Annotated in this window: 23 protein-coding genes; 14 read left to right on the top strand and 9 right to left on the bottom strand. The window is 71.1% G+C overall.

From position 1 onward, the window contains the following. Positions 1-48: 48 nt before the first annotated feature. Positions 49-822, top strand: a complete 774-nt coding sequence (locus tag ACFRMN_RS11540) for a hypothetical protein (RefSeq protein ID WP_383016890.1) — start codon at positions 49-51, stop codon at positions 820-822. Here the strand turns inward: ACFRMN_RS11540 and ACFRMN_RS11535 are convergent. Together ACFRMN_RS11535 and ACFRMN_RS11530 are read right to left on the bottom strand one after the other, a co-directional pair. Beyond that, positions 819-1,379 (bottom strand): hypothetical protein, encoded by a 561-nt coding sequence (locus ACFRMN_RS11535; RefSeq protein WP_383016887.1) that lies wholly within the window; start codon positions 1,377-1,379, stop codon positions 819-821. The genes ACFRMN_RS11540 and ACFRMN_RS11535 overlap by 4 nt on opposite strands. Positions 1,380-1,449: 70 nt before the next feature. Continuing rightward, on the bottom strand, positions 1,450-2,574 hold the full coding sequence (locus ACFRMN_RS11530; protein ID WP_383016884.1) for a magnesium and cobalt transport protein CorA: 1,125 nt from the start codon (positions 2,572-2,574) through the stop codon (positions 1,450-1,452). A 443-nt stretch (positions 2,575-3,017) separates the two neighbouring features. Between ACFRMN_RS11530 and ACFRMN_RS11525 the strand changes: the two genes are divergently transcribed. The 4 genes from ACFRMN_RS11525 to ACFRMN_RS11510 all read left to right on the top strand — a co-directional run bounded on the left by ACFRMN_RS11525 (position 3,018) and on the right by ACFRMN_RS11510 (position 6,110). Continuing rightward, positions 3,018-3,614 (top strand): suppressor of fused domain protein, encoded by a 597-nt coding sequence (locus ACFRMN_RS11525; protein WP_383016881.1) that lies wholly within the window; start codon positions 3,018-3,020, stop codon positions 3,612-3,614. A 189-nt stretch (positions 3,615-3,803) separates the two neighbouring features. After that, positions 3,804-4,442: a DUF6758 family protein gene (locus ACFRMN_RS11520; RefSeq protein WP_383016878.1), complete on the top strand. Its 639-nt coding sequence runs from the start codon at positions 3,804-3,806 to the stop codon at positions 4,440-4,442. A gap of 80 nt (positions 4,443-4,522) precedes the next feature. Then, positions 4,523-5,392: a PHP domain-containing protein gene (locus ACFRMN_RS11515; protein WP_383016875.1), complete on the top strand. Its 870-nt coding sequence runs from the start codon at positions 4,523-4,525 to the stop codon at positions 5,390-5,392. A 112-nt stretch (positions 5,393-5,504) separates the two neighbouring features. Further along, the gene (locus ACFRMN_RS11510; RefSeq protein ID WP_383016872.1) at positions 5,505-6,110 is read left to right on the top strand and encodes a MarC family protein; all 606 of its coding nucleotides are present in this window, start codon (positions 5,505-5,507) and stop codon (positions 6,108-6,110) included. Between the two features lie 93 nt (positions 6,111-6,203). On the opposite strand, the gene ACFRMN_RS11505 is transcribed toward ACFRMN_RS11510, so the two are convergent. Then, entirely contained in the window at positions 6,204-6,356 is a 153-nt protein-coding gene (locus tag ACFRMN_RS11505; RefSeq protein WP_165840668.1) for a hypothetical protein, read from the bottom strand. Between the two features lie 176 nt (positions 6,357-6,532). Here ACFRMN_RS11505 and ACFRMN_RS11500 point away from each other — a divergent pair, with 176 nt between their 5' ends. Beyond that, complete coding sequence (locus tag ACFRMN_RS11500; RefSeq protein ID WP_383016869.1) at positions 6,533-7,444, top strand: NYN domain-containing protein; 912 nt, start codon at positions 6,533-6,535, stop codon at positions 7,442-7,444. A gap of 23 nt (positions 7,445-7,467) precedes the next feature. Here the strand turns inward: ACFRMN_RS11500 and ACFRMN_RS11495 are convergent, their stop codons facing one another. Together ACFRMN_RS11495 and ACFRMN_RS11490 are read right to left on the bottom strand one after the other, a co-directional pair. After that, positions 7,468-8,310, bottom strand: a complete 843-nt coding sequence (locus ACFRMN_RS11495; protein ID WP_383016866.1) for an alpha/beta fold hydrolase — start codon at positions 8,308-8,310, stop codon at positions 7,468-7,470. A gap of 116 nt (positions 8,311-8,426) precedes the next feature. Beyond that, positions 8,427-10,448 (bottom strand): DEAD/DEAH box helicase, encoded by a 2,022-nt coding sequence (locus ACFRMN_RS11490; RefSeq protein WP_383016863.1) that lies wholly within the window; start codon positions 10,446-10,448, stop codon positions 8,427-8,429. A gap of 515 nt (positions 10,449-10,963) precedes the next feature. Here ACFRMN_RS11490 and ACFRMN_RS11485 point away from each other — a divergent pair. Beyond that, the gene (locus ACFRMN_RS11485; protein WP_383016860.1) at positions 10,964-11,710 is read left to right on the top strand and encodes a ferritin-like fold-containing protein; all 747 of its coding nucleotides are present in this window, start codon (positions 10,964-10,966) and stop codon (positions 11,708-11,710) included. A gap of 47 nt (positions 11,711-11,757) precedes the next feature. Here ACFRMN_RS11485 and ACFRMN_RS11480 read toward each other — a convergent pair whose 3' ends face one another. The 4 genes from ACFRMN_RS11480 to ACFRMN_RS11465 all read right to left on the bottom strand — a co-directional run bounded on the left by ACFRMN_RS11480 (position 11,758) and on the right by ACFRMN_RS11465 (position 13,628). Then, a complete protein-coding gene (locus ACFRMN_RS11480; protein WP_383016857.1) occupies positions 11,758-12,030 on the bottom strand; it encodes a hypothetical protein in 273 nt (90 codons plus the stop codon). A 226-nt stretch (positions 12,031-12,256) separates the two neighbouring features. Beyond that, positions 12,257-12,484, bottom strand: coding sequence for a DUF3107 domain-containing protein (locus ACFRMN_RS11475; RefSeq protein WP_383016854.1), 228 nt, complete (start codon positions 12,482-12,484; stop codon positions 12,257-12,259). A gap of 120 nt (positions 12,485-12,604) precedes the next feature. Continuing rightward, positions 12,605-13,246 (bottom strand): TetR/AcrR family transcriptional regulator, encoded by a 642-nt coding sequence (locus ACFRMN_RS11470; RefSeq protein ID WP_383016852.1) that lies wholly within the window; start codon positions 13,244-13,246, stop codon positions 12,605-12,607. A gap of 157 nt (positions 13,247-13,403) precedes the next feature. Further along, positions 13,404-13,628 carry a hypothetical protein gene (locus tag ACFRMN_RS11465; protein WP_383016849.1) on the bottom strand — a complete coding sequence of 75 codons (225 nt, stop codon included), beginning with the start codon at positions 13,626-13,628 and terminating at the stop codon, positions 13,404-13,406. A gap of 110 nt (positions 13,629-13,738) precedes the next feature. Here ACFRMN_RS11465 and ACFRMN_RS11460 point away from each other — a divergent pair, with 110 nt between their 5' ends. From ACFRMN_RS11460 to ACFRMN_RS11430, 7 genes are all read left to right on the top strand, one after another. Beyond that, positions 13,739-14,698, top strand: a complete 960-nt coding sequence (locus ACFRMN_RS11460; RefSeq protein WP_383016846.1) for an alpha/beta fold hydrolase — start codon at positions 13,739-13,741, stop codon at positions 14,696-14,698. An 8-nt stretch (positions 14,699-14,706) separates the two neighbouring features. After that, positions 14,707-16,080 (top strand): DUF3152 domain-containing protein, encoded by a 1,374-nt coding sequence (locus tag ACFRMN_RS11455; RefSeq protein WP_383016843.1) that lies wholly within the window; start codon positions 14,707-14,709, stop codon positions 16,078-16,080. A 67-nt stretch (positions 16,081-16,147) separates the two neighbouring features. Further along, complete coding sequence (locus ACFRMN_RS11450; RefSeq protein ID WP_326610489.1) at positions 16,148-16,246, top strand: Ms4533A family Cys-rich leader peptide; 99 nt, start codon at positions 16,148-16,150, stop codon at positions 16,244-16,246. A 206-nt stretch (positions 16,247-16,452) separates the two neighbouring features. Further along, complete coding sequence (locus ACFRMN_RS11445) at positions 16,453-18,177, top strand: ABC transporter substrate-binding protein (RefSeq protein ID WP_383016840.1); 1,725 nt, start codon at positions 16,453-16,455, stop codon at positions 18,175-18,177. Further along, positions 18,174-19,217 (top strand): ABC transporter permease, encoded by a 1,044-nt coding sequence (locus ACFRMN_RS11440; RefSeq protein ID WP_383016837.1) that lies wholly within the window; start codon positions 18,174-18,176, stop codon positions 19,215-19,217. Before ACFRMN_RS11445 ends, ACFRMN_RS11440 begins: the two co-directional genes overlap by 4 nt. Continuing rightward, a complete protein-coding gene (locus ACFRMN_RS11435) occupies positions 19,214-20,203 on the top strand; it encodes an ABC transporter permease (protein WP_383016834.1) in 990 nt (329 codons plus the stop codon). Before ACFRMN_RS11440 ends, ACFRMN_RS11435 begins: the two co-directional genes overlap by 4 nt. Beyond that, positions 20,200-21,891, top strand: coding sequence for a dipeptide ABC transporter ATP-binding protein (locus ACFRMN_RS11430; protein ID WP_383016831.1), 1,692 nt, complete (start codon positions 20,200-20,202; stop codon positions 21,889-21,891). The genes ACFRMN_RS11435 and ACFRMN_RS11430 overlap by 4 nt, the downstream gene beginning before the upstream one ends. Positions 21,892-22,069 lie beyond the last annotated feature (178 nt).

Here is a 22,069-nt window from a genome sequence, read left to right as displayed (position 1 = left end):
ACGCTGCGGTCTGCCAACCCCCAGCCGCGTTTGAGAGGCAGTGCGTCTGTGACCGTTTTCCTGTCGTCCGGCCGTGCCCGCAGGGTCGCTCTTCCCGTCGCGTTCTGCGTGGGGCTGGCCGCGGTTCTCACGGCATGCGGTGAGGATCCGGACAAGGGTACGAACGGGGTCGGCAAGCTCTCCGCCACCGAGATCGAGAGAAAGGCACGGACGGCGGCGAACGCCGCGGGCTCGGTCAGGCTCTCCGGCTCGCTGGTCACCCAGGGAGAGACCTACAAGCTCAATATGCGGCTCAAGACGAACGGCGGGACCGGCACCGTCACCTCGAAGAACAGCACCTTCCAGCTGCTGCGCGTCGAGGACGCGCTCTTCCTGAAGGCGGACGCCGGTTTCTGGAGCCACGCGGGCGGCGATGACGGCAAGGAGACCACCAAGCCGAGCGGTTCGGACAGCGAGGCCGCGGACAAGCTCCAGGACAAGTATGTGAAGGTCCCGAAGGACGACCCCTCGTACAAGCAGCTGAGCGGCTTCACGGACATGAAGGTGCTGCTCGCCGGGATACTGACGCTGCACGGCAAGCTGAACAAGGGCGCCCGCGACCGTATCGGCGGCGTGCAGACCATCAAGATCAACGGCAGCGAGGGCGACGGCGGGACGCTGGACGTCTCGCTGGCGGGCACGCCGTACCCGCTGCAACTGGTGCGCGCGGGCGGCGCGGGGACGCTCTCGCTCGCCGACTGGGGCCGCGATTTCGAACTGGCGGCGCCGGCCAAGGGCGAGACCCTTGACTACGGCAGCCGGCTCCCGGCCACCAGCGACTAGGTCCTGTCCCCGTCCTTGCCCTTGTGGCGCTTGAGCAGGAGCCGTCCGAGCGAGGCGGGCAGCGGCCGGCGGGTCGTCGCAGCGGTCGGCAGCGGCACCGCCGCCAGCGAGGAGTCGGGCAGGTCGGTGATCGCGGCCCGGGGCGTCAGCCGCAGCACCCGGCACTCGCGCGCCCAGCGCTCCGTCATCACCTCGGCGTCGGGCGCGTTCAGCCGCTTGCCCTTGAGCTCGGCGACGGCCGTCTCCCAGCCCTCCGAGTGCGGTGCCAGCTCCGCGACGGCCGCCGTCCAGGCGACGAGCCGGCCGCCCTTGTCCTTGCTGCGTACGGTCACCTCGGCGGCGGAGCCGTCCGCGAGCCCCGGCAGCGGCTGCTCCCCGGGGCCGTCCCCGACCAGCAGCGCCGCGCCCTCGTGCCATACGTGCCACAGCGCGCGGTCGGGGCCCGAGCCGCGCACCCAGATGAGGCCGGACTTCTTGGTGGCCTCCTCGACGAGGACCTGGCCGAGATCGGGCCCGAGGCCGGGCCCGAGGCCGTGCACGGGGTCTGGTTCTGTCATGCCCGCAGCCTATCCAGCCGCCGGGACGGCGGCCGGACGGTGTCAGACAGGGCCAAGGCCCGGACGGTCTCTAGAGCCAGCCGTTCCGCTTGAGGGTGCGGTGGATCGTCACACAGATGATGGCGATCGCGGTGAGCACCATGGGATAGCCGTACTTCCACCCCAGCTCCGGCATGTGGTCGAAGTTCATGCCGTAGACACCGCACACGGCCGTCGGTACGGCGATGATCGCCGCCCAGGACGTGATCTTGCGCATGTCCTCGTTCTGCGCGACCGTCGCCTGCGCCAGATTCGCCTGGAGGATCGAGTTCAGCAGCTCGTCGAAGCCGATGACCTGCTCGTGCACCCGGGCCAGATGGTCGGCGACGTCGCGGAAGTACTTCTGGATGTCCGGGTCGACCAGCCGCATCGGCCGCTCGCTCAGCAGCTCCATCGGCCGCAGCAGCGGGGACACGGCCCGCTTGAACTCCAGCACCTCTCGCTTGAGCTGGTAGATCCGCCCGGCGTCCGAGCCGCGCGGGCTGCCCTTCGCCGGCGCCGAGAACACATCGATCTCGACCTCGTCGATGTCGTCCTGGACGGCCGCCGCCACCGCGACGTAGCCGTCGACGACATGGTCGGCGATGGAGTGCAGTACGGCCGAGGGCCCTTTGGTAAGGAGCTCGGCGTCGCTCTCCAGCCGGTGGCGCAGCGCGCGCAGCGAGCCCTGGCCGCCGTGCCGGACGGTGATCACGAAGTCCCGGCCGGTGAAGCACATGACCTCGCCGGTGTCGACCACCTCGCTGGTCGCGGTCAGCTCGGCGTGCTCGACGTAGTGGATGGTCTTGAAGACGGTGAACAGGGTGTCGTCGTACCGCTCCAGCTTGGGCCGCTGGTGCGCGTGCACCGCGTCCTCCACCGCCAGCGGGTGCAGCCCGAACTCGGCCGCGATACCGGCGAATTCCTCCTCGGTCGGCTCGTGCAGGCCGATCCAGGCGAAGCCGCCGCCCTCGCGCACCCGCAGCATCGCCTCGTGCGGGGTGACACAGGGGTTCTCGGTGACCCGTCGGCCGTCGCGGTAGACCGCGCAGTCGACCACCGCGCTCGACGCGGAGGGGTCACGGGTGGCGTCGTACGTGTCGTACTTGCTGTACGCGGTCTTGGTCTTGCGCAGGGACGGACGGACCGCTTCGCGCAGGTCACGGATCATCGACATGGCGGGCTCCTTCACGGAGAGGCCGTCGGCGAGGCGTGGCACAGCCCGGAATGGGGACGTGATGCGTACGTACGTCCGCAAAGCGGGCGGCACCGCGGGTCGCGGTGACGGCGTTCGCTACAGACAGGCAGAGAGAACTCAGGTACTGCTCAGGTACTGAGAGACGTGCTCTTCCGTCGTGCGAGATGCCGTGGGCCCGGGGGACGGGGGCGTCAGATCACCGGACAGGAGGTCCGTACGGAAGAGCGGCTGGTACTGGCCGGGTGACTTCGATCCACCGCAGCCCCACCTCCTCCAGCCGGTCCCCCGTGGGGGATGACGTGTCGTCGGGACCAGAGACCAACGCTTCCGCGTGTGCTGACCCGACCAGCGGCCAAGACTATCAGCAGACTGAGGCCCAACTTCGTTGCTTGCCCAATCCTTACGCGATCTATGCTCGCCGGATGGGAGAAATTCTTGACCGGGTCGAGGCCCGGCTCCGTACGGCGCTGGGCGAGCCGGACGCGCGCGCCGCGGTGACGTTTCTCGGGACGGACCGCTTCGAGGTGCTGCGGTTCCTGGACTCCCAGGGCGGTTCCGGGGTGGTGCGGTACGCCACGCTCGGGATGTCGGCGCAGCCGATGGCGGACCCGTCGGCGCTGCTCGCCGACCCCGTGAAGGGGCCGCGGGCCGAGCTCGTCCTGTCCGTGCGCGCCGGGCTCGCCGACACCGATCAGGTGCTCCGCCCGCTGGCTGTGCTGGCCGCTTCTCCGCAGGTCGAGGGCTTGGTCGTGGCGCCGGGCAGCTCGCTCGACCTCGGCGAGCCGCTGTGGCCGGGGGCGCCCTTCAGCTCCGTACTGGTCGGTGAGCCGGGCGGGCTGGTGGCTGATCTGGAGCTGGACGCCCCGCTGGAGCCCGTGCGGTTTCTGCCGCTGTTGCCGATGACGCCCAATGAGGCGGCGTGGAAGCGGGTCAGGGGCGCGCGGGAGCTTGAGGAGCGCTGGCTCGCGCGGGGCACGGACCTGCGCGACCCGCTGCGCGCCTCCGTGCCCCTGGACTGAGCGTCGAACGGATCCTCATCCGCGCGTGAGGCGAGGCCTCGACGCTCCAGCCAGATCATTGCAATATGCACGCAGTGAGTATGGGCCCGCTGGCGAGTGTCAGCTGCGTCTATTTCTCTGTGTCCGGACTCTGACCGGACGAGTGATCGTCCTTGACTCGGCGTCGGCCACGGAGGAGCGTGGGGCGCTATGAGGGGCGAACCCAGTTGCCCGAAGTGCGGTGGCCGAGTCAGGGCGCCCGGCCTCTTCGCCGACTCCTGGCAGTGCGATGTACATGGCACCGTGCACCCGCTGCAGCCCGTGATACCGCCCAGTGTCGAGGCCCTGAGTGTCGTGGTGCACCGCGCCCGGGTGCCGGTGTGGATGCCCTGGCCGCTGCCCGTCGGCTGGCTCTTCACCGGCGTGGCGTACGCGGGCGACGACCGCAGCGGCGGACGCGCCACCGCCGTCGCCTGCTCAGGACCGGGGCCGCTCGGCGGTATGGGCGAGCTGCTGCTCGTCGCCGAGGAGCTGGGCGTGGGGCTCGGCGCGCGCTACGCGGGCATCGACGGTCCGGACCCGGGCCCCGCCATATGCGTCGCCAAGCCACCCCAGACGAAGCTGCTCGCGGCCGGGAGGCCCACGCCGCTCTGGCATGTCGCCGACGCCCCGGAGGACCGCGCGGTCTTCGCGGGCGAGGCGCTCGGGCTGTGGCTGTGGGCCATCGTCTGGCCCGAGCAGTCGGGGCTGTTGCTCTACGACGAGGTGGTGCTGACCGATCTGCGGGACGTGGGTGCCGAGATGGAGCTGCTGCCCTGCGGGGCCCTGTCGCCCCGGCTGCTCTCCTGACGGACCGGTCTCCTGAGGCCGCTCGGCCCGTTATTCTTGAGCGTCCCCCTGTCCGCCCCGAACCTCCGGAGTGACGCGTCGTGCGCATCGATCTGCACACCCACTCCACGGCCTCGGACGGTACGGACACCCCGGCCGAGCTGGTGCGCAACGCTGCCGCCGGCGGGCTCGACGTCGTCGCGCTGACCGACCACGACACCACCCGCGGCCACGCCGAGGCGATCGCCGCGCTCCCGGATCTCGACCGGGACCTCACCCTCGTCACCGGCGCGGAGCTCTCCTGCCGGCTCGACGGCGTCAGCCTGCATCTGCTGGCGTATCTCTTCGACCCGGACGAGCCGGAGCTGCTGAGCGAGCGGGAGCTGGTACGGGACGACCGCGTCCCGCGCGCGCGGACGATGGTCCGCAAGCTCCAGGAGCTGGGCGTCCCGATCACCTGGGAGCAGGTGGCGCGCATCGCGGGCGACGCCTCCCTCGGCCGCCCGCACATCGCCACCGCCCTGGTGGAACTCGGCGTCGTCGCGACCGTCTCCGACGCCTTCACCCCGGACTGGCTCGCGGACGGCGGACGCGCGTACGCCGAGAAGCACGAACTCGATCCCTTCGAGGCGATCCGTCTGGTCAAGGCGGCCGGCGGGGTCACCGTGTTCGCGCATCCGCAGGCCGTCGAGCGGGGCCGGGTCGTGCCCGAGTCCGCCATCGCCCGGCTCTCCGCCGCCGGTCTCGACGGCATCGAGGTCGACCACATGGACCACGACGCCCCGACCCGGGCCCGGCTGCGCGAACTGGCCGCCGAACTGGGCCTGCTGACCACCGGATCCAGCGACTACCACGGCAGCCGCAAGTTCGTTGAACTCGGCGCCTGTACCACCGACCCGGAGATCTACGGCGAGATCACCCGGCGGGCCTCCGGCGCCTTCCCGGTGCCCGGCGCGGGCGGACGCGCGTAAGTCCAGCCGTACCGCCGCCGTAGCCGTACCGCCTCCTCATGCCGTCGCGTCCGTTCCCGTTCCCGTTTCCGCTCCCCGTTCCCTCGTCTCTACGTCCCGCAAGGCCCTCACTGTGTTCGACTTCGCCGTCTTCGGCTCCCTCTTTCTCACGCTCTTCGTGATCATGGACCCTCCCGGGATCACCCCGATCTTCCTCGCCCTCACCTCCGGCCGGCCCGCCAAGGTCCAGCGCGCCATGGCCTGGCAGGCGGTGGCCGTCGCCTTCGGTGTGATCGCCGTCTTCGGGCTGCTGGGCCAGCAGATCCTGGACTATCTGCATGTCTCCGTACCTGCGCTGATGATCGCCGGCGGGCTGCTCCTGCTGCTCATCGCGCTGGACCTGCTGACCGGGAAGACCGACGAGCCCCAGCAGACGAAGGACGTCAATGTGGCGCTCGTACCGCTGGGCATGCCGCTGCTCGCCGGACCCGGCGCGATCGTGTCCGTCATCCTCGCCGTACAGCACGCCGACGGCGCCCCGGCGCGGATCTCGGTCTGGGCGGCGATCGTAGCGATGCATGTCGTGCTCTGGCTGACGATGCGCTACTCCCTGCTGATCATCCGGGTCATCAAGGACGGGGGAGTGGTGCTGGTGACCCGGCTGGCGGGGATGATGCTTTCGGCCATTGCCGTTCAGCAGATCATCAACGGCGTCACCCAGGTGATCCAGAGCGCCTGACATGGGCAGCGCCCCCGTACGAGTGATCCGTACAGGGGCGCTTCGTCGGTTCGCGGTCGGCCGCTGTCGTGCGCGTCGCGAAGGGATACGGGGTTACGAGGCCGAGGATTCGGCCGGGCGGATATAGATGCGCTGGCCCATCGCGGCGGCCTGCTGCACGATCCGATTGACGGAGGCGGCGTCCACAACGGTGCTGTCGACAGCGGAGCCGTCAACATCGTCGAGTCGCATGATTTCGAAGCGCAAGGCTTCTCCCTTCGTCTGATCCTCCTGCTGGAGAACTATGGGTGACGGGTGGAGCCGTCGTCAGTTACATCGGGGTACAACGGCTTGCCCTCTGCAAACATTCCCTACGCTAAGGAAAATTTTCGGGTGGCTAACTTCTGGCGGGTACGCTCGCGTCCGCAGAGAATGAACGGTGTATGAGCGAGGCAGAGATCAACCCAGAGATCGCCGACATCGGCGCCCGTCTGGAGCGCACCAACCAGCTGCTCCAGCGGATGCTCGCCGAGGTCGCCAAGACTCCGTCCACACATGCCATCTTCGTCGACGCCGGTTACGTCTATGCTGCGGCCGGGTTGCTTGTGGCGGGTACCGAGGACCGGCGCGCCTTCGATCTGGACGCCGAAGGGCTCATCGAGGCCTTCATCGACAAGGCCCGGATCATCTTCGCGGACAGCAGACTGCTCCGCGTGTACTGGTACGACGGCGCCAGACGCCGGATCCACACCTCGGAGCAGCAGTCCATCGCCGAACTGCCCGACGTCAAGGTCAGGCTCGGCAACCTCAACGCCAACAACCAGCAGAAGGGCGTCGACTCGCTGATCCGTACGGATCTCGAATCGCTCGCCAGGCACCGCGCCATCAGTGACGCGGCGCTGGTCGGCGGCGACGAGGACCTGGTCTCGGCCGTCGAGGCCGCCCAGGGGTACGGCGCGCGCGTGCACCTCTGGGGCATCGAGGCCGGCGAGGGGCGCAATCAGGCCGAGCCGCTGCTGTGGGAGGTCGACAGCCAGCGCACCTTCGACCTGGACTTCTGCAAGCCGTATGTCACCCGCCGCCCGGTCACCACGTACGAGCACGAGGGCGAGCCGCCGCCCTCCCGCGACCAGGTGCGGTTCATCGGCGCGCAGATCGCCGCGACATGGCTGGCGGAGCGCGGCCGGGAAGCCATGTCCGAGCTCCTGCCGGGCCATCCGTATCTGCCCGGCCCGGTGGACCAGGATCTGCTGATCGAGGCGGAGAAGCTGCTCCAGCGGTCGCTACGGGGCCATGCGATGCTGCGGCGGTCGCTGCGGGACGGATTCTGGCAGCACTTGCAGGCGCAATACTGAGGGCCCGGTGCCCATGGCGGCGGTCAGCCGCGGGTGTCCCAGAAGTCCCTGAGCGCTGCGGCGGTCTCCAGCGGCCGGTCGGTGTTGGGTGAGTGCTGGGCGCCCTCGATGACCGTCCTGCGCGCGCCGAGCCGCCGCGCCATCTCGTCCAGCAGCGGCACCGGCCAGGTGTCGTCCCGTTCGCCGGACACCACATGCTTGGGCAGCGGCTGTACGGCGGCCAGCTCGTCCACCCTGTCCGGCTCCACGCTCAGCTGCCGGCCGGTGGCGATCAGCTGGGCGGGCCGGGTGAGGAGCCAGCGCCTGCGCAGATCCTCCCCGTCGATCGCGGTCTCCTCCGGGGGATCCATCGAGCGCATGATCTCCCAGACCTGCCCCATCGTCATGGCCCTGAGCGCCCCGCTCAGCAGTTCGGCACGCTCCCGCTGGACCGGGGCGACCCGCGCGGGCCCGGAGGACAGCAGCGTCAGCGTGACGAACGGGCCGGGGTCGAGCAGTACGGCGGCACGGGCGATCAGACCGCCGAGCGAGTGCCCGAGCAGATGCACGGGCGAGCCGATCGCCTCCGCCTGCGCCAGTACGTCGGCGGCCAGCTCGCTCTGCGCGTAGCCGTCCTCGGTGTCCGGGCCGTCGGTCTCGTACTGGCCGCGCCCGTCCACGCAGACGACCCGGTAGCCGGCCGCCGTAAGGGGATCGAGCAGCGCGATGAAGTCTTCCTTGCTCCCGGTGAACCCGGGAAGCATCAGCGCGGTGCCGCGCGGCTCCCCGGCCGGCCGCGCGTCGAGCGTGGCGAAGGGGCCGCGGCGGGTCGCGAGCGTACGGGCGCGGGCACAGGAGGGCGGGACGAACGTGGGCGGCCGACTCATGCGAAGAGATTAGGCCCTGTCCTGCCCCTAACAGGGGTGGGAGGTCCCGGAAAGCCGATGGCCCGGCACCCCCCGTCTGGGGGCGTCGGGCCATCCGGCTGTGGTGCGCGCGTACGTCAGCTCTCGGTCTTCGCCGCTGTCGTACGCGTACGGCGGCGGCGCGGCTTGGGCAGGGCCTCCGCCTCCGCTTCGGCCGTCTCCGCGGTCGCGGCGGCCTCGACGGCCTCGACGGCCGGCTTGGCGACGCGGGTACGGCGACGGGGTTTGGTCTCCGCGACGGGGGCCTCGGCCTTGACGTCCGCCGACTCCACCACCGCCGACTCCGCGGCCTCGGCCACCGACTTGGCGACGCGGGTACGGCGACGCGGCTTGGTCTCGGCGACCGGCGCCTCGGGGGCGTCGACCGGCTCCGTCACCGCGGCGGCCCCGACCGTCGCGACCGGGTCGGCCGCGGGCCTGGCGGCCCGGGCGCGACGGCGGCGCGGCTTGGCCACGGGCTCCGCCTCCGGCTCGGAAACGACAGGCTCGGAAACGACAGGCTCCGACACGGCGGGCTCCGAAACGACCGGGTCGGAGAAGACCGGCTTGGAAACGACCGGGTCCGCGAGGACCGGCTCCGCCGCGGCGTCCGGGGCCGTGACCGTGGCCGCGCTCTCCACGGCCGGTGTCCCGGTCCCTGAGCCGGCTCCGGCGCGGGTACGCCGGCGACGACGCGGGGTACGCGGCTCGGCGGCCCGCTCCACGCGCTCGGGCACGTCCATCGGCACGGCGGTCTGGAACTGCGGCTCGGCGACGGCGACCGCGGACCGCGGCTCGGCCGCCGTACCGGCCGCGTCCAGCGGGGTCCCGCCACGGGTGCGGCGGCGCTGGCGCGGCGCGCGCGTACGGGCCGGGCGCTCTTCCCGTACCGCCGCGGCGGGGGCGGCGGACTTACGGCCGCGGCCGCCCGTCTCGCCGAGGTCCTCGACCTGCTCCGCAGACAGACCGGCGCGCGTACGCTCCGCGCGCGGCAGGACGCCCTTGGTCCCGGCGGGGATGTTCAGCTCCTCGAACAGGTGCGGAGACGTGGAGTACGTCTCCGGCGGGTCCGGGAAGCCGAGGTCCAGCGCCTTGTTGATCAGCTGCCAGCGCGGGATGTCGTCCCAGTCGACGAGCGTGACGGCGGTACCGGACGCGCCCGCCCGGCCCGTGCGGCCGATGCGGTGGAGGTAGGTCTTCTCCTCCTCCGGCGACTGGTAGTTGATGACATGGGTCACGCCCTCGACGTCGATGCCGCGCGCGGCGACATCGGTGCAGACGAGCACATCGACCTTGCCGTTGCGGAAGGCGCGCAGCGCCTGCTCGCGGGCGCCCTGGCCCAGGTCGCCATGGACCGCGCCGGAGGCGAAGCCGCGCTGGGCGAGCTGGTCGGCGATGTCGGCGGCCGTGCGCTTCGTACGGCAGAAGATCATCGCCAGGCCGCGGCCCTCGGACTGGAGGATGCGGGCGACCATCTCCGGCTTGTCCATGGAGTGGGCGCGGTAGACGCGCTGCGTCGTGTTGGCGACGGTCGCGCCCTCGTCGTCCGGCGACGTGGCGCTGATGTGTGTGGGCTGCGACATGTAACGGCGGGCGAGGCCGATGACCGCGCCCGGCATCGTCGCGGAGAACAGCATCGTCTGCCGCTTGGGCGGCAGCAGCTGGATGATCTTCTCGACGTCGGGCAGGAAGCCCAGGTCGAGCATCTCGTCGGCCTCGTCCAGGACGAGCGCGCGCACATGGGAGAGATCGAGCTTCTTCTGGCCCGCCAGGTCGAGCAGCCGGCCCGGGGTGCCGACAATCACATCGACGCCCTTCTTCAGGGCCTCGACCTGCGGCTCGTAGGCACGGCCGCCGTAGATCGCCAGGACCCGGACGTTACGCACCTTGCCGGCCGTCAGCAGGTCGTTGGTGACCTGCGTGCACAGCTCGCGGGTGGGCACGACGACGAGCGCCTGCGGGGCGTTCGTAAGCTTCTCGGGCACGGCCCGGCCGGACTCGACGTCCGCGGGGACCGTGACGCGCTCCAGGAGCGGCAGACCGAAGCCGAGCGTCTTGCCCGTGCCGGTCTTGGCCTGTCCGATGACGTCCTTGCCGGAAAGCGCGACGGGGAGCGTCATCTCTTGGATGGGGAACGGAGACAGGATGCCGACGGCTTCTAGCGCTTCGGCTGTCTCGGGGAGGATTCCGAGGTCTCGGAAAGTCGTAGTCAGGGTGCTGCCTCTTCTGTGAGACGCGGCGCGAGGCGAACGCTGGGGGTCGTACCGCACCTGGGTACTCGGCCGGCCGTGGATTGGCCGGATGGCGCGGGACCACTGCCGTCGCTCGAGCGCTCGAACCGCTGAGGGGGCCCCTCATCTGCGGCCGTACGCTGCTGTGCGTACGATCCGCGTGGAGGGCGGTCGGGTCGGAGCCGATCGGGCCACCGACCGGGCATCCTCATGGGGCCTGTACGAGGGACTACCCTCGTTCAAACACTGTCTAACACTGCGATCGCCCGCCGAAAAGTCGGCAGGCGCATTACCACTGTACCCCGGAATCGCGCATGTGTGTTGGGCGAATTAGTCGGAACGGTGTGGCCACGGTGTCTGACCAGGCACTTACGCGGCGCGAAGAGCGGGCTATTGTGCGGTCCATGGAGACGCCCGACAACGCCACCACGCCCGCACCCGCAGCCGAGGAACCCACCGGGATCGCCGCCCAGGACTGGGACACGGCCTCCGCCGAGCCGCAGTACCGCGCCGCGGTCGTGGATCTGCTGGGAGCGCTCGCCTATGGGGAGCTGGCGGCCTTCGAGCGGCTCGCCGAGGACGCCAAGCTCGCGCCGACCCTCGCCGACAAGGCCGCCCTGGCGAAAATGGCCGCCGCCGAATTCCACCACTTCGAGCGGTTGAACGACCGGCTGCGGGCGATCGACGCCGAGCCGACCGGCGCGATGGAGCCGTTCGCGAAGGCGCTCGACGACTTCCACCGGCTGACCGCGCCCTCGGACTGGCTGGAGGGCCTTGTCAAGGCGTACGTGGGCGACTCGATCGCCAGCGACTTCTACCGTGAGGTGGCCGCGCGGCTGGACACCGACACGCGCGCGCTGGTGCTCGCCGTGCTGGACGACACGGGACACGGCAACTTCGCCGTGGAGAAGGTCCGCGCAGCGATCGAGGCGGAGCCGCGGGTCGGCGGGCGCCTGGCGCTCTGGGCGCGGCGCCTGATGGGCGAGGCGCTTTCGCAGGCGCAGCGGGTCGTGGCCGAGCGCGACGCGCTCTCCACGATGCTCGTGGGCGGGGTGGCGGCCGGCTTCGATCTCGCGGAGGTCGGCCGGATGTTCTCCCGGATCACCGAGGCGCACACCAAGCGGATGGCCGCTCTCGGTCTGGCCGCCTGAGCGGGCGGCCCGCCGGGGGCGGGCGGGCCTACCGGGACGGAGAACGGTCAGGAGGAGATCTGGGGGCGCCGCAGCGCCCGGCGCGTGGGGCGGAGCAGCAGCGACAGCAGCACCGCCCCCACCAGCAGGGCACCGGCGAGCGTCGCGGGAACATGGCCGGCGCCGAGCGCCATGTGTGTCACATAGGCGCCGAAGAGCGCGCCGACCGGGCCGGCCGTGAACACCGTCCGGTGAGCCGGGAGCCGGTGGGACAGCCGGCTGGCGGCGGCCCAGGAAAGACCGAGTCCGAGCAGGACCGATCCGAGAACTTCCCAGATCACTGCTGATCACCTCACGACGCCGGGAGTGACATGTGGTCAGGGCTTTGGGCCCAGCACGTCACTACCCGGAGCGCATGGGACGCAACCCCCATCGGCCCCCGGAGAGGGTGGCTACGCGCACAGCGGAACTCGCGCTGACCGACAGGGGAATGGCCCGGCGGGGGTGTCCCGCCGGGCCATTCCCGGATGTCAGTCACGACAGTGACGACAGTGACCGCAGAGCGGACTACAGAGCGCCGAATCCGACGCGTCGTGTGGCCGGCTCACCGATCTCCACGTACGCGATCCGCTCGGCCGGTACGAGCACCTTGCGCCCCTTGTCGTCCGTGAGACTGAGCAGCCGCGCCTTGCCGGCCAGCGCGTCGGCGACGGCGCGCTCGACCTCCTGGGCGGTCTGCCCGCTCTCCAGAACGATCTCGCGGGGCGTGTGCTGCACGCCGATCTTGACCTCCACGGCTATGTCCCTCCGAACGGTCTGCGTTGCGCGGCCAGCCGCGCGGTACGCAGCACACATTAGCCCGGAGTGACCATCCGGAAGACGCCGCGGGGAACGCCCGCAGCGAACACCGGCCGTTCAGTGCTGCTCGCTGCCGTGCAGCGGGAAGCCGGCGATCCCGCGCCAGGCCAGCGAGGTGAGGAGCTGGACCGCCTGCTCGCGGGGGATCGCGGACTCGCTGGAGAGCCAGTAGCGGGCCACCACCTGGGAGACGCCGCCGAGCCCCACGGCCAGCAGCATGGACTCCTCCTTGGAGAGCCCGGTGTCCTCGGCGATCACGTCGGAGATGGCCTCCGCGCACTGGAGCGCGACCCGGTCCACGCGCTCGCGCACCGCGGGCTCGTTCGTCAGATCCGACTCGAAGACCAGGCGGAAGGCGCCGCCCTCGTCCTCGACATAGGCGAAGTACGCGTCCATCGTGGCCTCGACGCGCAGCTTGTTGTCGGTCGTGGACGCGAGCGCCGTACGGACCGCCTGGAGCAGGCTCTCGCAGTGCTGGTCGAGCAGGGCGAGATACAGCTCCAGCTTTCCGGGGAAGTGCTGGTACAGGACGGGCTTGCTGACGCCGGCCCGCTCGGCGATGTCGTCCATCGCGGCCGCGTGATAGCCCTGTGCGACGAACACTTCCTGAGCCGCGCCCAGCAGCTGATTGCGTCGGGCGCGACGCGGCAGGCGCGTACCTCGCGGGCGCGCCGCCTCTGTCTGCTCTATGGCTGTCACGCCGCCTCCCAAAAATTCGTTCCGTGCGCGCGATGCGCCGCCTGGCCATCGTACTTTTGGGTAACCCGGCTGTGCGTGGTGAGGACCTGTTTTTTTGGGGTCCGGTGGCCTCCGGCCGACGTGTCCGGCGCTTTGTGGCACGACCCTTCTCGCCCGGTCACGGACGGTAGTCGTCGTCCTCGTCGGACCCGACCGCCCGCGCCTGATCGGCCGCGTCCGCCTCGTCGGCCGAGTCCGGGTCGCTACGCGTCAGGGGTTCGTCGCCCCTGGGCCGTACGTCCTTGTGCTGTTCGGCGGCGTCGGCTTCGGGGACTTCCTCGTCCAGCTCGGCTTCCTCGTCGTTCGACTCGAAGGTCTCGGGATCCGTGGGGTCATCCGCCATGGCGTCCCCTTTCTCTCCCTAAGAGCCTAGAAGCAGGGGATGTACGGCGCCATGCGGCCTGTGACCCCCAACACACGGACCGGGGCGTGATCGTCTCGTAACATTGCGGCATGTCGTCGACCGAGCTGCCGGAAGCCGTCGCCGCCGCCATGGCGCCGAAGGTGAGTCCCGTACGGGTCGCGGACGGGGAGCGGCTCCGTTCCGTCGCGCTGCCAGGACTGACGCTGACCGTACGGTCGCGGCCCGCGTCCCGTACCGGCGTCCCGCCCGCGCTGTATGTGCACGGGCTCGGCGGCTCCTCGCAGAACTGGTCGGCGCTGATGCCGCTCCTGGAGGACATCGTCGACGGCGAGGCCGTCGATCTGCCCGGCTTCGGAGACTCGCCGCCGCCGGACAATGGCGACTATTCGGTCAACGGCCAGGCCCGCGCGGTGATCCGGCTGCTGGACGCGGAAGGGCGCGGCCCCGTACATCTCTTCGGCAACTCCCTCGGGGGTGCCGTCGCCACCCGTGTCGCGGCGGCCAGACCCGATCTGGTGCGGACCCTGACGCTGGTCTCGCCGGCGCTGCCGGAGATCCTGGTCCAGCGCACCGCGCTGCCGACCGCGTTGCTCGCGCTGCCCGGTGTCGCCCCGCTGTTCGGCCGGCTCACCCGGCACTGGACGCCGGAGCAGCGCACCCGGGGTGCGATGGGAGTCACCTACGGCGACCCCTCGTCGGTGACGGAGGAGGAGCTGCGCCACGCCGTGCGGGAGATGGAGCGGCGGCTTCAACTGCCCTACTTCTGGGACGCGATGACCAACTCGGCGCGCGGTATCGTCAACGCGTACACCCTGGGCGGTCAACATGGGCTGTGGCGGCAGGCCGAGCGGGTGCTGGCGCCGACGCTGCTCGTCTACGGTGGGCGGGACCTGCTCGTTTCGTACCGGATGGCCCGCAGGGCGTCGGCCGCTTTCCGCGGTTCCCGGTTGTTGACCCTCCCCGACGCCGGACATGTTGCCATGATGGAGTACCCACGGCAGGTCGCGCAGGCGTGCCGGGAACTCATCGATGACTACGACAGGAGCTGATCCGGGGCGTGGGACGACACAGCCGCAAGGGCCCCCTACCCCAGGGCGCGCGGTCCACGGCCCCGGTCGCGGCGGGCGAACCGGCCCCGGCGCGGACCGGATCCGACAAGGGACGGCGCAGGCGCGCCGCGGACGACCGGGACGCGGAACCGGAACAGCAGCACGGCGGCCCGGCGTACGCCACCCCCGCGCACGGCGTGCCGAAGGTGCGCGGCGGTCACCCCGAGCAGCGTGAGGCCGGCGGCGGCTGGGGTGGTGAGCAGCGCCACGGCGATACGCGCGACTCCGCGCCGCGCGCCGCGGCCCCGCCCAAGCAGGCCCGCACGCCCGGGACTTCGGCGCCCGCGGCGCCGGCGCCCGCCGCTCCGCGCATCCCGGGACCGCGACGTGAGTTCATCGAGGCGTTCGACGACGACGCGTTCGACGCCTTCGGCGCCCCGGCCTCCCGTACCGCCGCCCCGGGGGACGTCGCGCCCGGCCCGCACCCCACCGGTGACCGGGACGGCGGCGCCGACGGCCCCCGCGACGGTGGCGACACGGAGCCGGCCCCGGCGGAGCCCGCCAGAGGCGCCAAGGGACGTACGCTCACCGGGATCGCCGCCGCGGCGGTGACCACGGTCCTCGTGGTCGTCGTGGCCGGGCAGGTCACCGGCGGCGGTACGGAAACGACCGACGCACGGTCCGCCGACGGCGTCGGCCGCGCCGAAGAGGACGATGACACCTCGCGCTCCGAGGGCCGGCCCACCCCGACGCGGTCCGCCGGGGCGGCGACCCCGGCCCCCACCTACGCGCAGCTGATGACGCGTCAGTTCCCGCTCGATCCGAAGCTGACGGCCTCGGGCGAGTTCACCGCCGTCCCCGGTCTCGCCAAGGCGCCCGGCAAGGGGCAGAAGTTCCACTACCGCGTGGACGTCGAGAAGGGGCTCGGACTGGACGGCGGGCTCTTCGCCGAAGCCGTCCAGAAGACCCTGAACGACGACCGGAGCTGGGCCCACAACGGCGCCATGACCTTCGAACGGATCTCCAGCGGCACGGCCGACTTCGTGATCACGCTGGCGAGCCCGGGGACCACCGGCGTCTGGTGCGCCAAGTCCGGTCTGGACACGACCATTGACAATGTGTCCTGCGACTCGGCCTCGACCGACCGCGTCATGATCAACGCCTTCCGCTGGGCGCGGGGCGCGGAGACCTTCGGCGACAAGGCGATGCTCGGCTACCGGCAGATGCTGATCAACCACGAGGTCGGACACCGGCTCGGCCACAACCATGTGAGCTGCCACACGCCCGGGGCGCTCGCTCCGGTGATGCAGCAGCAGACCAAGTCGCTGGACATCGGAGGGATCAAGTGCAAGCCGAACCCCTGGGTCTATCCCAGTAGTTGAGACGACCGTCTCATGGCTGCCGGGCACCTCGTTGACATCGAACCCGGGGTCGTTCATATTTCTCGGCATGTCGCCCCGCCACGCCGCCGCTTCCGGCCACACCGCCATTGAGCTGACGCTCATCGGTGTGACCGCGCTGTGCGTGGCCGACATTCACTGTCGCTGACGCCTGCCCGAGCGCGCGTCGGCCCTTCTTCTCTTCAGCCGCGCATCTCCGCGCCCGGGCGTATGTGTTCCGTACGCAGGCGTGCCGTGCCGGTCTCCCGTTCTCCTCTCCGTCGCTGTCGCCTGCGCGGACTCCAGGGCGTTCAGAGCCCTTTGTCCTGATCTGTCTGCGCCCTGCCCGCGCAGCTCACCGAGAGGCCCCTTCCGATGCGTCAACCGTCCGTCATATCCCGCCGCGTGGCCGCGGCAGCCGTCAGCCTGGTCATGGCAGCGGGCGCCGGGGCCTGCGCGGGTCCTCAGGACAACGATGCCAAGGCCGATGGCGCGGACAAGGGCAAGCCCCAGAAGGGCGGCACGCTCTCGGTGCTCAACACCGAGGCGCAGAGCGACTTCGACCCGGCCAGGCTCTACACCTCCGGCGGCGGCAACGTCCCCTCGCTGGTCTTCCGTACGCTCACCACCCGCGACCGCGAGAACGGCCCGGCAGGCACCAAGGTCGTCCCCGACCTCGCCACCGACACCGGGCGCCCGAACGCGGACGCCACCGAGTGGACGTACACCCTCAAGGAGGGGCTGAAGTTCGAGGACGGCACCCCCATCACCACCGCCGACATCAAGTACGGCATCGAGCGCTCCTTCGCCGCCGAGCTCTCCGGCGGCGCCCCCTATCTGCGTGACTGGCTGATCGGCGGCGCCGACTACGAGGGCCCGTACAAGGACAAGAAGGGCCTCGCCTCGATCGAGACGCCCGACGCCAGGACCATCGTCTTCAAGCTCAACAAGCCCGAGGGCGACTTCCCGTTCGTCGCCACCCAGACCCAGTTCGCGCCCGTGCCGAAGGCGAAGGACACCGGGGCCACGTACGAGGAGCACCCCGTCTCCTCGGGCCCGTACAAGGTCGTCAAGAACGAGGGTGACGGCCAGCGCCTCGTCCTGGAGCGCAACCCGCACTGGTCGGAGAAGACCGACGAGGAGCGCCACGCCTACCCCGACACGATCGATGTGAGGGCCGGGCTCGACGCCGCCGTCATCAACCAGCGGCTCTCCACCAGCTCAGGCGCCGACGCCGCCGCCATCACCACCGACACCAACCTCGGGCCCGCCGAGCTGGCCCAGGTCGGCAGCGACAAGGCGCTCGCCGCGCGCGTGGGCACCGGAAACTTCGGCTACACCAACTACCTCGCCTTCAACCCGAAGGTGAAGCCGTTCGACAACCCCAAGGTGCGCCAGGCGATCTCGTACGCCATCAACCGCACCAGCGTCATCAACGCGGCCGGCGGCTCCGCGCTCGCCAAGCCCGCGACCACCTTCCTCCCCGAACAGCCGGCCTTCGGCTACACGCCCTACGACCACTTCCCGGCCGGGAAGACCGGCGACCCGGCCAAGGCCAAGGAGCTGCTGAAGGAGGCCGGGTACGCGGACGGTCTGACGATCTCCCTCACCCACTCCACCGCGCAGAACAGGGAGACCAGCCCCGAGGTCGCCACCGCCGTCCAGGAGGCGCTGAAGCAGGCCGGGATCACCGTCAAGCTCCAGGGCCTGGAACCCAACGCGTTCAACGAGGCGCGCTGGAGCGTCAAGGACTCGCCCGGCTTCTTCCTCTCCCGCTGGGGCGCGGACTGGCCGTCGGGCGGCCCGTTCCTGGCGCCGATCTTCGACGGTCGGCAGATCGTCAAGGACGGCTCCAACTTCAACCACGCGCAGCTCGACGACCCGTCGGTCAACAAGGAGATCGACGAGATCAACAAGCTGACCGATCTGAGCGCGGCGGCCGAGCGCTGGGGCGCCCTCGACAAGAAGATCGGTGAGCAGGCGCTCGACGTGCCGCTCTTCCACCCGGTCTACAAGCGGCTGTACGGCAAGGACGTCAAGAACATCGTGATCAGCGACTGGACCGGCGTTCTCGACATCTCGCAGGTCGCGGTCAAGTGAGCACCGCCGTTACCGCGGGCGCCTCGGGCGCCCGGCAGGTGTGGCGGCGGCTGCGTGGACGCCCCTCGGCCCTGGTGGCCGGGGGCGTCCTCGTCCTGCTCGTGGTGCTGGCGCTCGCCGCGCCCCTGCTCGCCGCGATCGAGGGCCAGGACGCCAACTCGTACCACGACGCTCTGGTGGACTCGGCGCGCGGCGGGGTGCCGATCGGCTCCTTCGGCGGGGTGAGCGGGGACCACTGGCTCGGGGTCGAACCCGGCACCGGACGGGACCTGTTCGTACGGCTGCTGTACGGGGCCCGGGTCTCGCTGCTTGTCGCCGTCGGCGCCACGGTCGTCCAGGTGCTGATCGGGGTCGCGATCGGTCTCGCCGCCGGGCTCGGCAACCGGCTGCTCGACACCTTCCTCAGCCGGGTCACGGACATCGTGGTCGCGCTGCCGATGCTGGTGCTCGCCATCGCCCTGACGGCCGTCGTGCCCGCCGACTTCCCGCGCCCGCTGCTGCTGATCCTGGTCATCGGACTGCTCTACTGGGGCGGCACCGCCCGGATCGTACGGGCGCAGACACTGACCCTGAAGCAGCTCGACTTCGTGGCCGCCGCCCGGCTCGGCGGCTCCGGGCGGGTGCGGGTGGCGCGGCGCGAGCTGCTGCCCTCGCTCGCCGCGCCCGTCATCACCTACGGGGCGATCCTGCTGCCGTCGAACATCGTGATCGAGGCGTCGCTGTCCTTCCTCGGGGTCGGGGTCAAACCGCCGACGCCGTCCTGGGGACGGATGCTGTCGACCGCGCAGACCTGGTTCCGCGCGGACCCGATGTACGTACTGCTCCCCGCCGGACTGCTGTTCGTGACGGTGCTCGCCTTCACCGTGCTGGGCGACGCGGTGCGTACGGCGCTCGATCCGCGCGAGGCCAGCCGGCTGCGGGTCGGGACACGCGCGGGGCGCCGCGCCCGCACGGACGGCGCCGCCGCCACCTCGCTCAAGGAGACGGCCTCGCTCGCCTCGCCCAAGGAAACGGCCTCGCCCAAGGAAACCGCCTCATGACGCGCTATCTGCTCAAACGCCTCGGAGGCGCGCTGCTCGTCCTGCTCGTGCTGTCCGTCGCCATCTACGCGCTCTTCTATCTCGTACCGGGCGACCCGGCCCGGCTCGCCTGCGGCGAACGGTGCTCCACCCAGCAGGTCACGCAGGTACGGGAGCGGCTGGGCCTCGACGCCTCGGTGTTCACGCAGTACGGGCACTTCCTCCAGGGGATCTTCGCCGGGCGGGACTACTCGACCGGCACGGCCGTACTGCACTGCGACGCGCCCTGCCTCGGCTTCTCGTACAAGACCGACCAGCAGGTCACCCAGCTGATCCTGGAGCGGGTGCCCGCGACGCTCTCCCTCGCGCTCGGCGCGATGGTGATCTGGCTGGTCATCGGGGTCGGCACCGGCCTGCTCTCCGCGCTGCGGCGCGGCGGGATCACCGAGCGCGCGCTGACCGTGCTCACCCTCGCCGGGACCGGCACGCCCGTCTTCATCCTGGGCCTGCTGCTTCTGATGGTGGTCTGCGCGTATCTGCGCTGGCTGCCGTTCCCCTCGTACGTACCGCTCACCCAGGACCCCGAGCAGTGGGCGTGGAACCTGCTGCTGCCCTGGCTCACCCTGGGCCTCTTCGAAAGCGCCAAATACGCGCGGCTGACGCGCGGTTCGACGCTGGAAACACTGGCCGAGGACCATATCCGCACGTTTCGCGCCTATGGCGTCGGGGAACGGGCGGTGGTCGGACGGCACGCGCTGCGCGGCGCCGTACCGCCCGTCATCGCGCTCAACGCGAACGACCTCGGCACGGTCGTGGGCGGCGCGGTGCTCACCGAAACCCTCTTCGGCATCCCCGGTATCGGCAAGACGCTGGTCGACGCGGTACGGGTGGTCGATGTGCCGGTGGTGGTGGGGGTGGTGCTGGTGACCGGCACGGCCGTCGTCCTGGCGAACGTGGTGGCCGATCTGCTCTATGCCGCGGCCGACCGAAGGGTGGCTCTCCTGTGACGAACGCGACGGAGCGACTGATCCTCGTGAAGGACCTCACCGTCGACTTCCCGACCGGGGAGCCGGGGGAGGCCGGGACCGTACGGGCCGTGGACGGGCTCTCGTTCGAGCTCGACGCAGGGCGGGCGATCGGACTGGTCGGCGAGTCGGGCAGCGGCAAGAGCACCGTCGCGAGCGCGCTGCTCGGTCTGCACCGGGGGACCGGCGCACGCGTCGGCGGGACGGTACGGGTCGGCGGTACGGACGTGGGCGCCGCCTCCGACCGTGAACTGCGCGCGCTGCGCGGCGCGGTGGCCGCGATGGTCTTCCAGGACCCGCTGTCCTCCCTGGACCCGTACTACGCGGTCGGCGACCAGATCGCCGAGGTCTACCGGGTCCATACGGACGCCAGCCGACGGGCCGCCCGCGCGCGGGCCGTCGAGGTCCTTGACCGGGTGGGCATCCCGGACGCGGCGCGCCGGGCCGGGGCCAGGCCGCACGAGTTCAGCGGCGGCATGCGCCAGCGCGCGCTGATCGCGATGGCGCTGGCCTGCGAGCCTCGGCTGCTGATCGCGGACGAGCCGACCACCGCCCTGGACGTCACCGTCCAGGCCCAGATCCTCGATCTGCTCCATGATCTGCGCCGCGAGACGGGCATGGGGCTGCTGCTGGTCACCCATGACGTGGGGGTCGCGGCGGAGAGCGTGGACGAGGTGCTGGTGATGCGGCACGGCGGGGAGGTGGAGCGCGGGCCGGTGGCCGAGGTGCTGGGAGCCCCCCGGGACACCTATACGCGCACGCTGCTGGCGGCGGTGCCACGCGTGGACACGCCGAGCACGGGGGCGGCGGCTTCGGCCCCGAAGCCCACGGGCGAGGCGCTGCTCGAAGCCGTCGATCTGCGGCGGGAGTTCAGACGGGGACGGCGGACCGTCACCGCCGTGGACGGGGTCTCGCTCACCGTCCATCCCGGCGAGACCCTTGGGATCGTCGGGGAGAGCGGCAGCGGCAAGACCACTCTGGGGCGGATGCTGGTACGGCTCCTCGACCCGTCGGCCGGGCGGCTGCGCTACCGGGGTACGGAGATCTCGACGGCGTCCGAGAAGGAACTGCGGCCCTACCGGCGTGAGTTGCAGATGGTCTTCCAGGATCCGGTCTCCTCGCTCAATCCGCGCCGTTCGGTCGGTGAGTCCGTGGCCGATCCGCTGCGGGCCGCCGGGGTGCTCGACGAGGGCCGGCTCGTCGCGCGCGTACGGGAGCTGCTTGAGCGGGTCGGGCTCGATCCCGACCGGTACGACCGGTATCCGCACGAGTTCAGCGGGGGGCAGCGCCAGCGCGTCGGCATCGCGCGGGCGCTGGCCGCCGAGCCGCGGCTCATCGTCTGCGACGAGCCCGTCTCCGCGCTGGATGTGACCACGCAGGCGCAGGTCACCGCCTTGCTGGCGGAACTCCAGCGCGAGCTGGGCCTGGCGCTGGTCTTCATCGCCCACGACCTCGCCGTCGTACGACAGGTCAGCGACCGGGTCGCCGTCATGCGCGACGGCAGGATCGTGGAACAGGGCACGGTCGACGAGGTGTACGGGACACCCTCGCAGGCGTACACAAGACAACTGCTCGCCGCCGTACCCGCGCTCGACCCGGCGCTCGCCGCGGCCCGCCGCGCGGCCCGCGGGGCCCTTCCCGCGCCCGCCGAGGGCATGGCCGTGGCCTGACCTCGCGTAGCCGGTCCGTTCCGTAGCGCGACAGAACGCTACTGGTACGGGAAAGTTACGTGCATTCACCCCTTCCGGTGGTGGGGGGGGGGGCCCGCCCGCCCCAGCCCCCCCGCAGAGCCGCGCGGCCGGCCCCCCCCGGGGGGCCGCGCGGGCGCGGCGCCCCCCACACCCGGGA

Source organism: Streptomyces sp. NPDC056835, assembly GCF_042789485.1.
Taxonomy (GTDB): Bacteria; Actinomycetota; Actinomycetes; order Streptomycetales; family Streptomycetaceae; genus Streptomyces.
The sequence above is the reverse complement of the archived record's forward strand: the minus strand, read 5'-3'. Positions and strand labels throughout refer to the sequence as shown.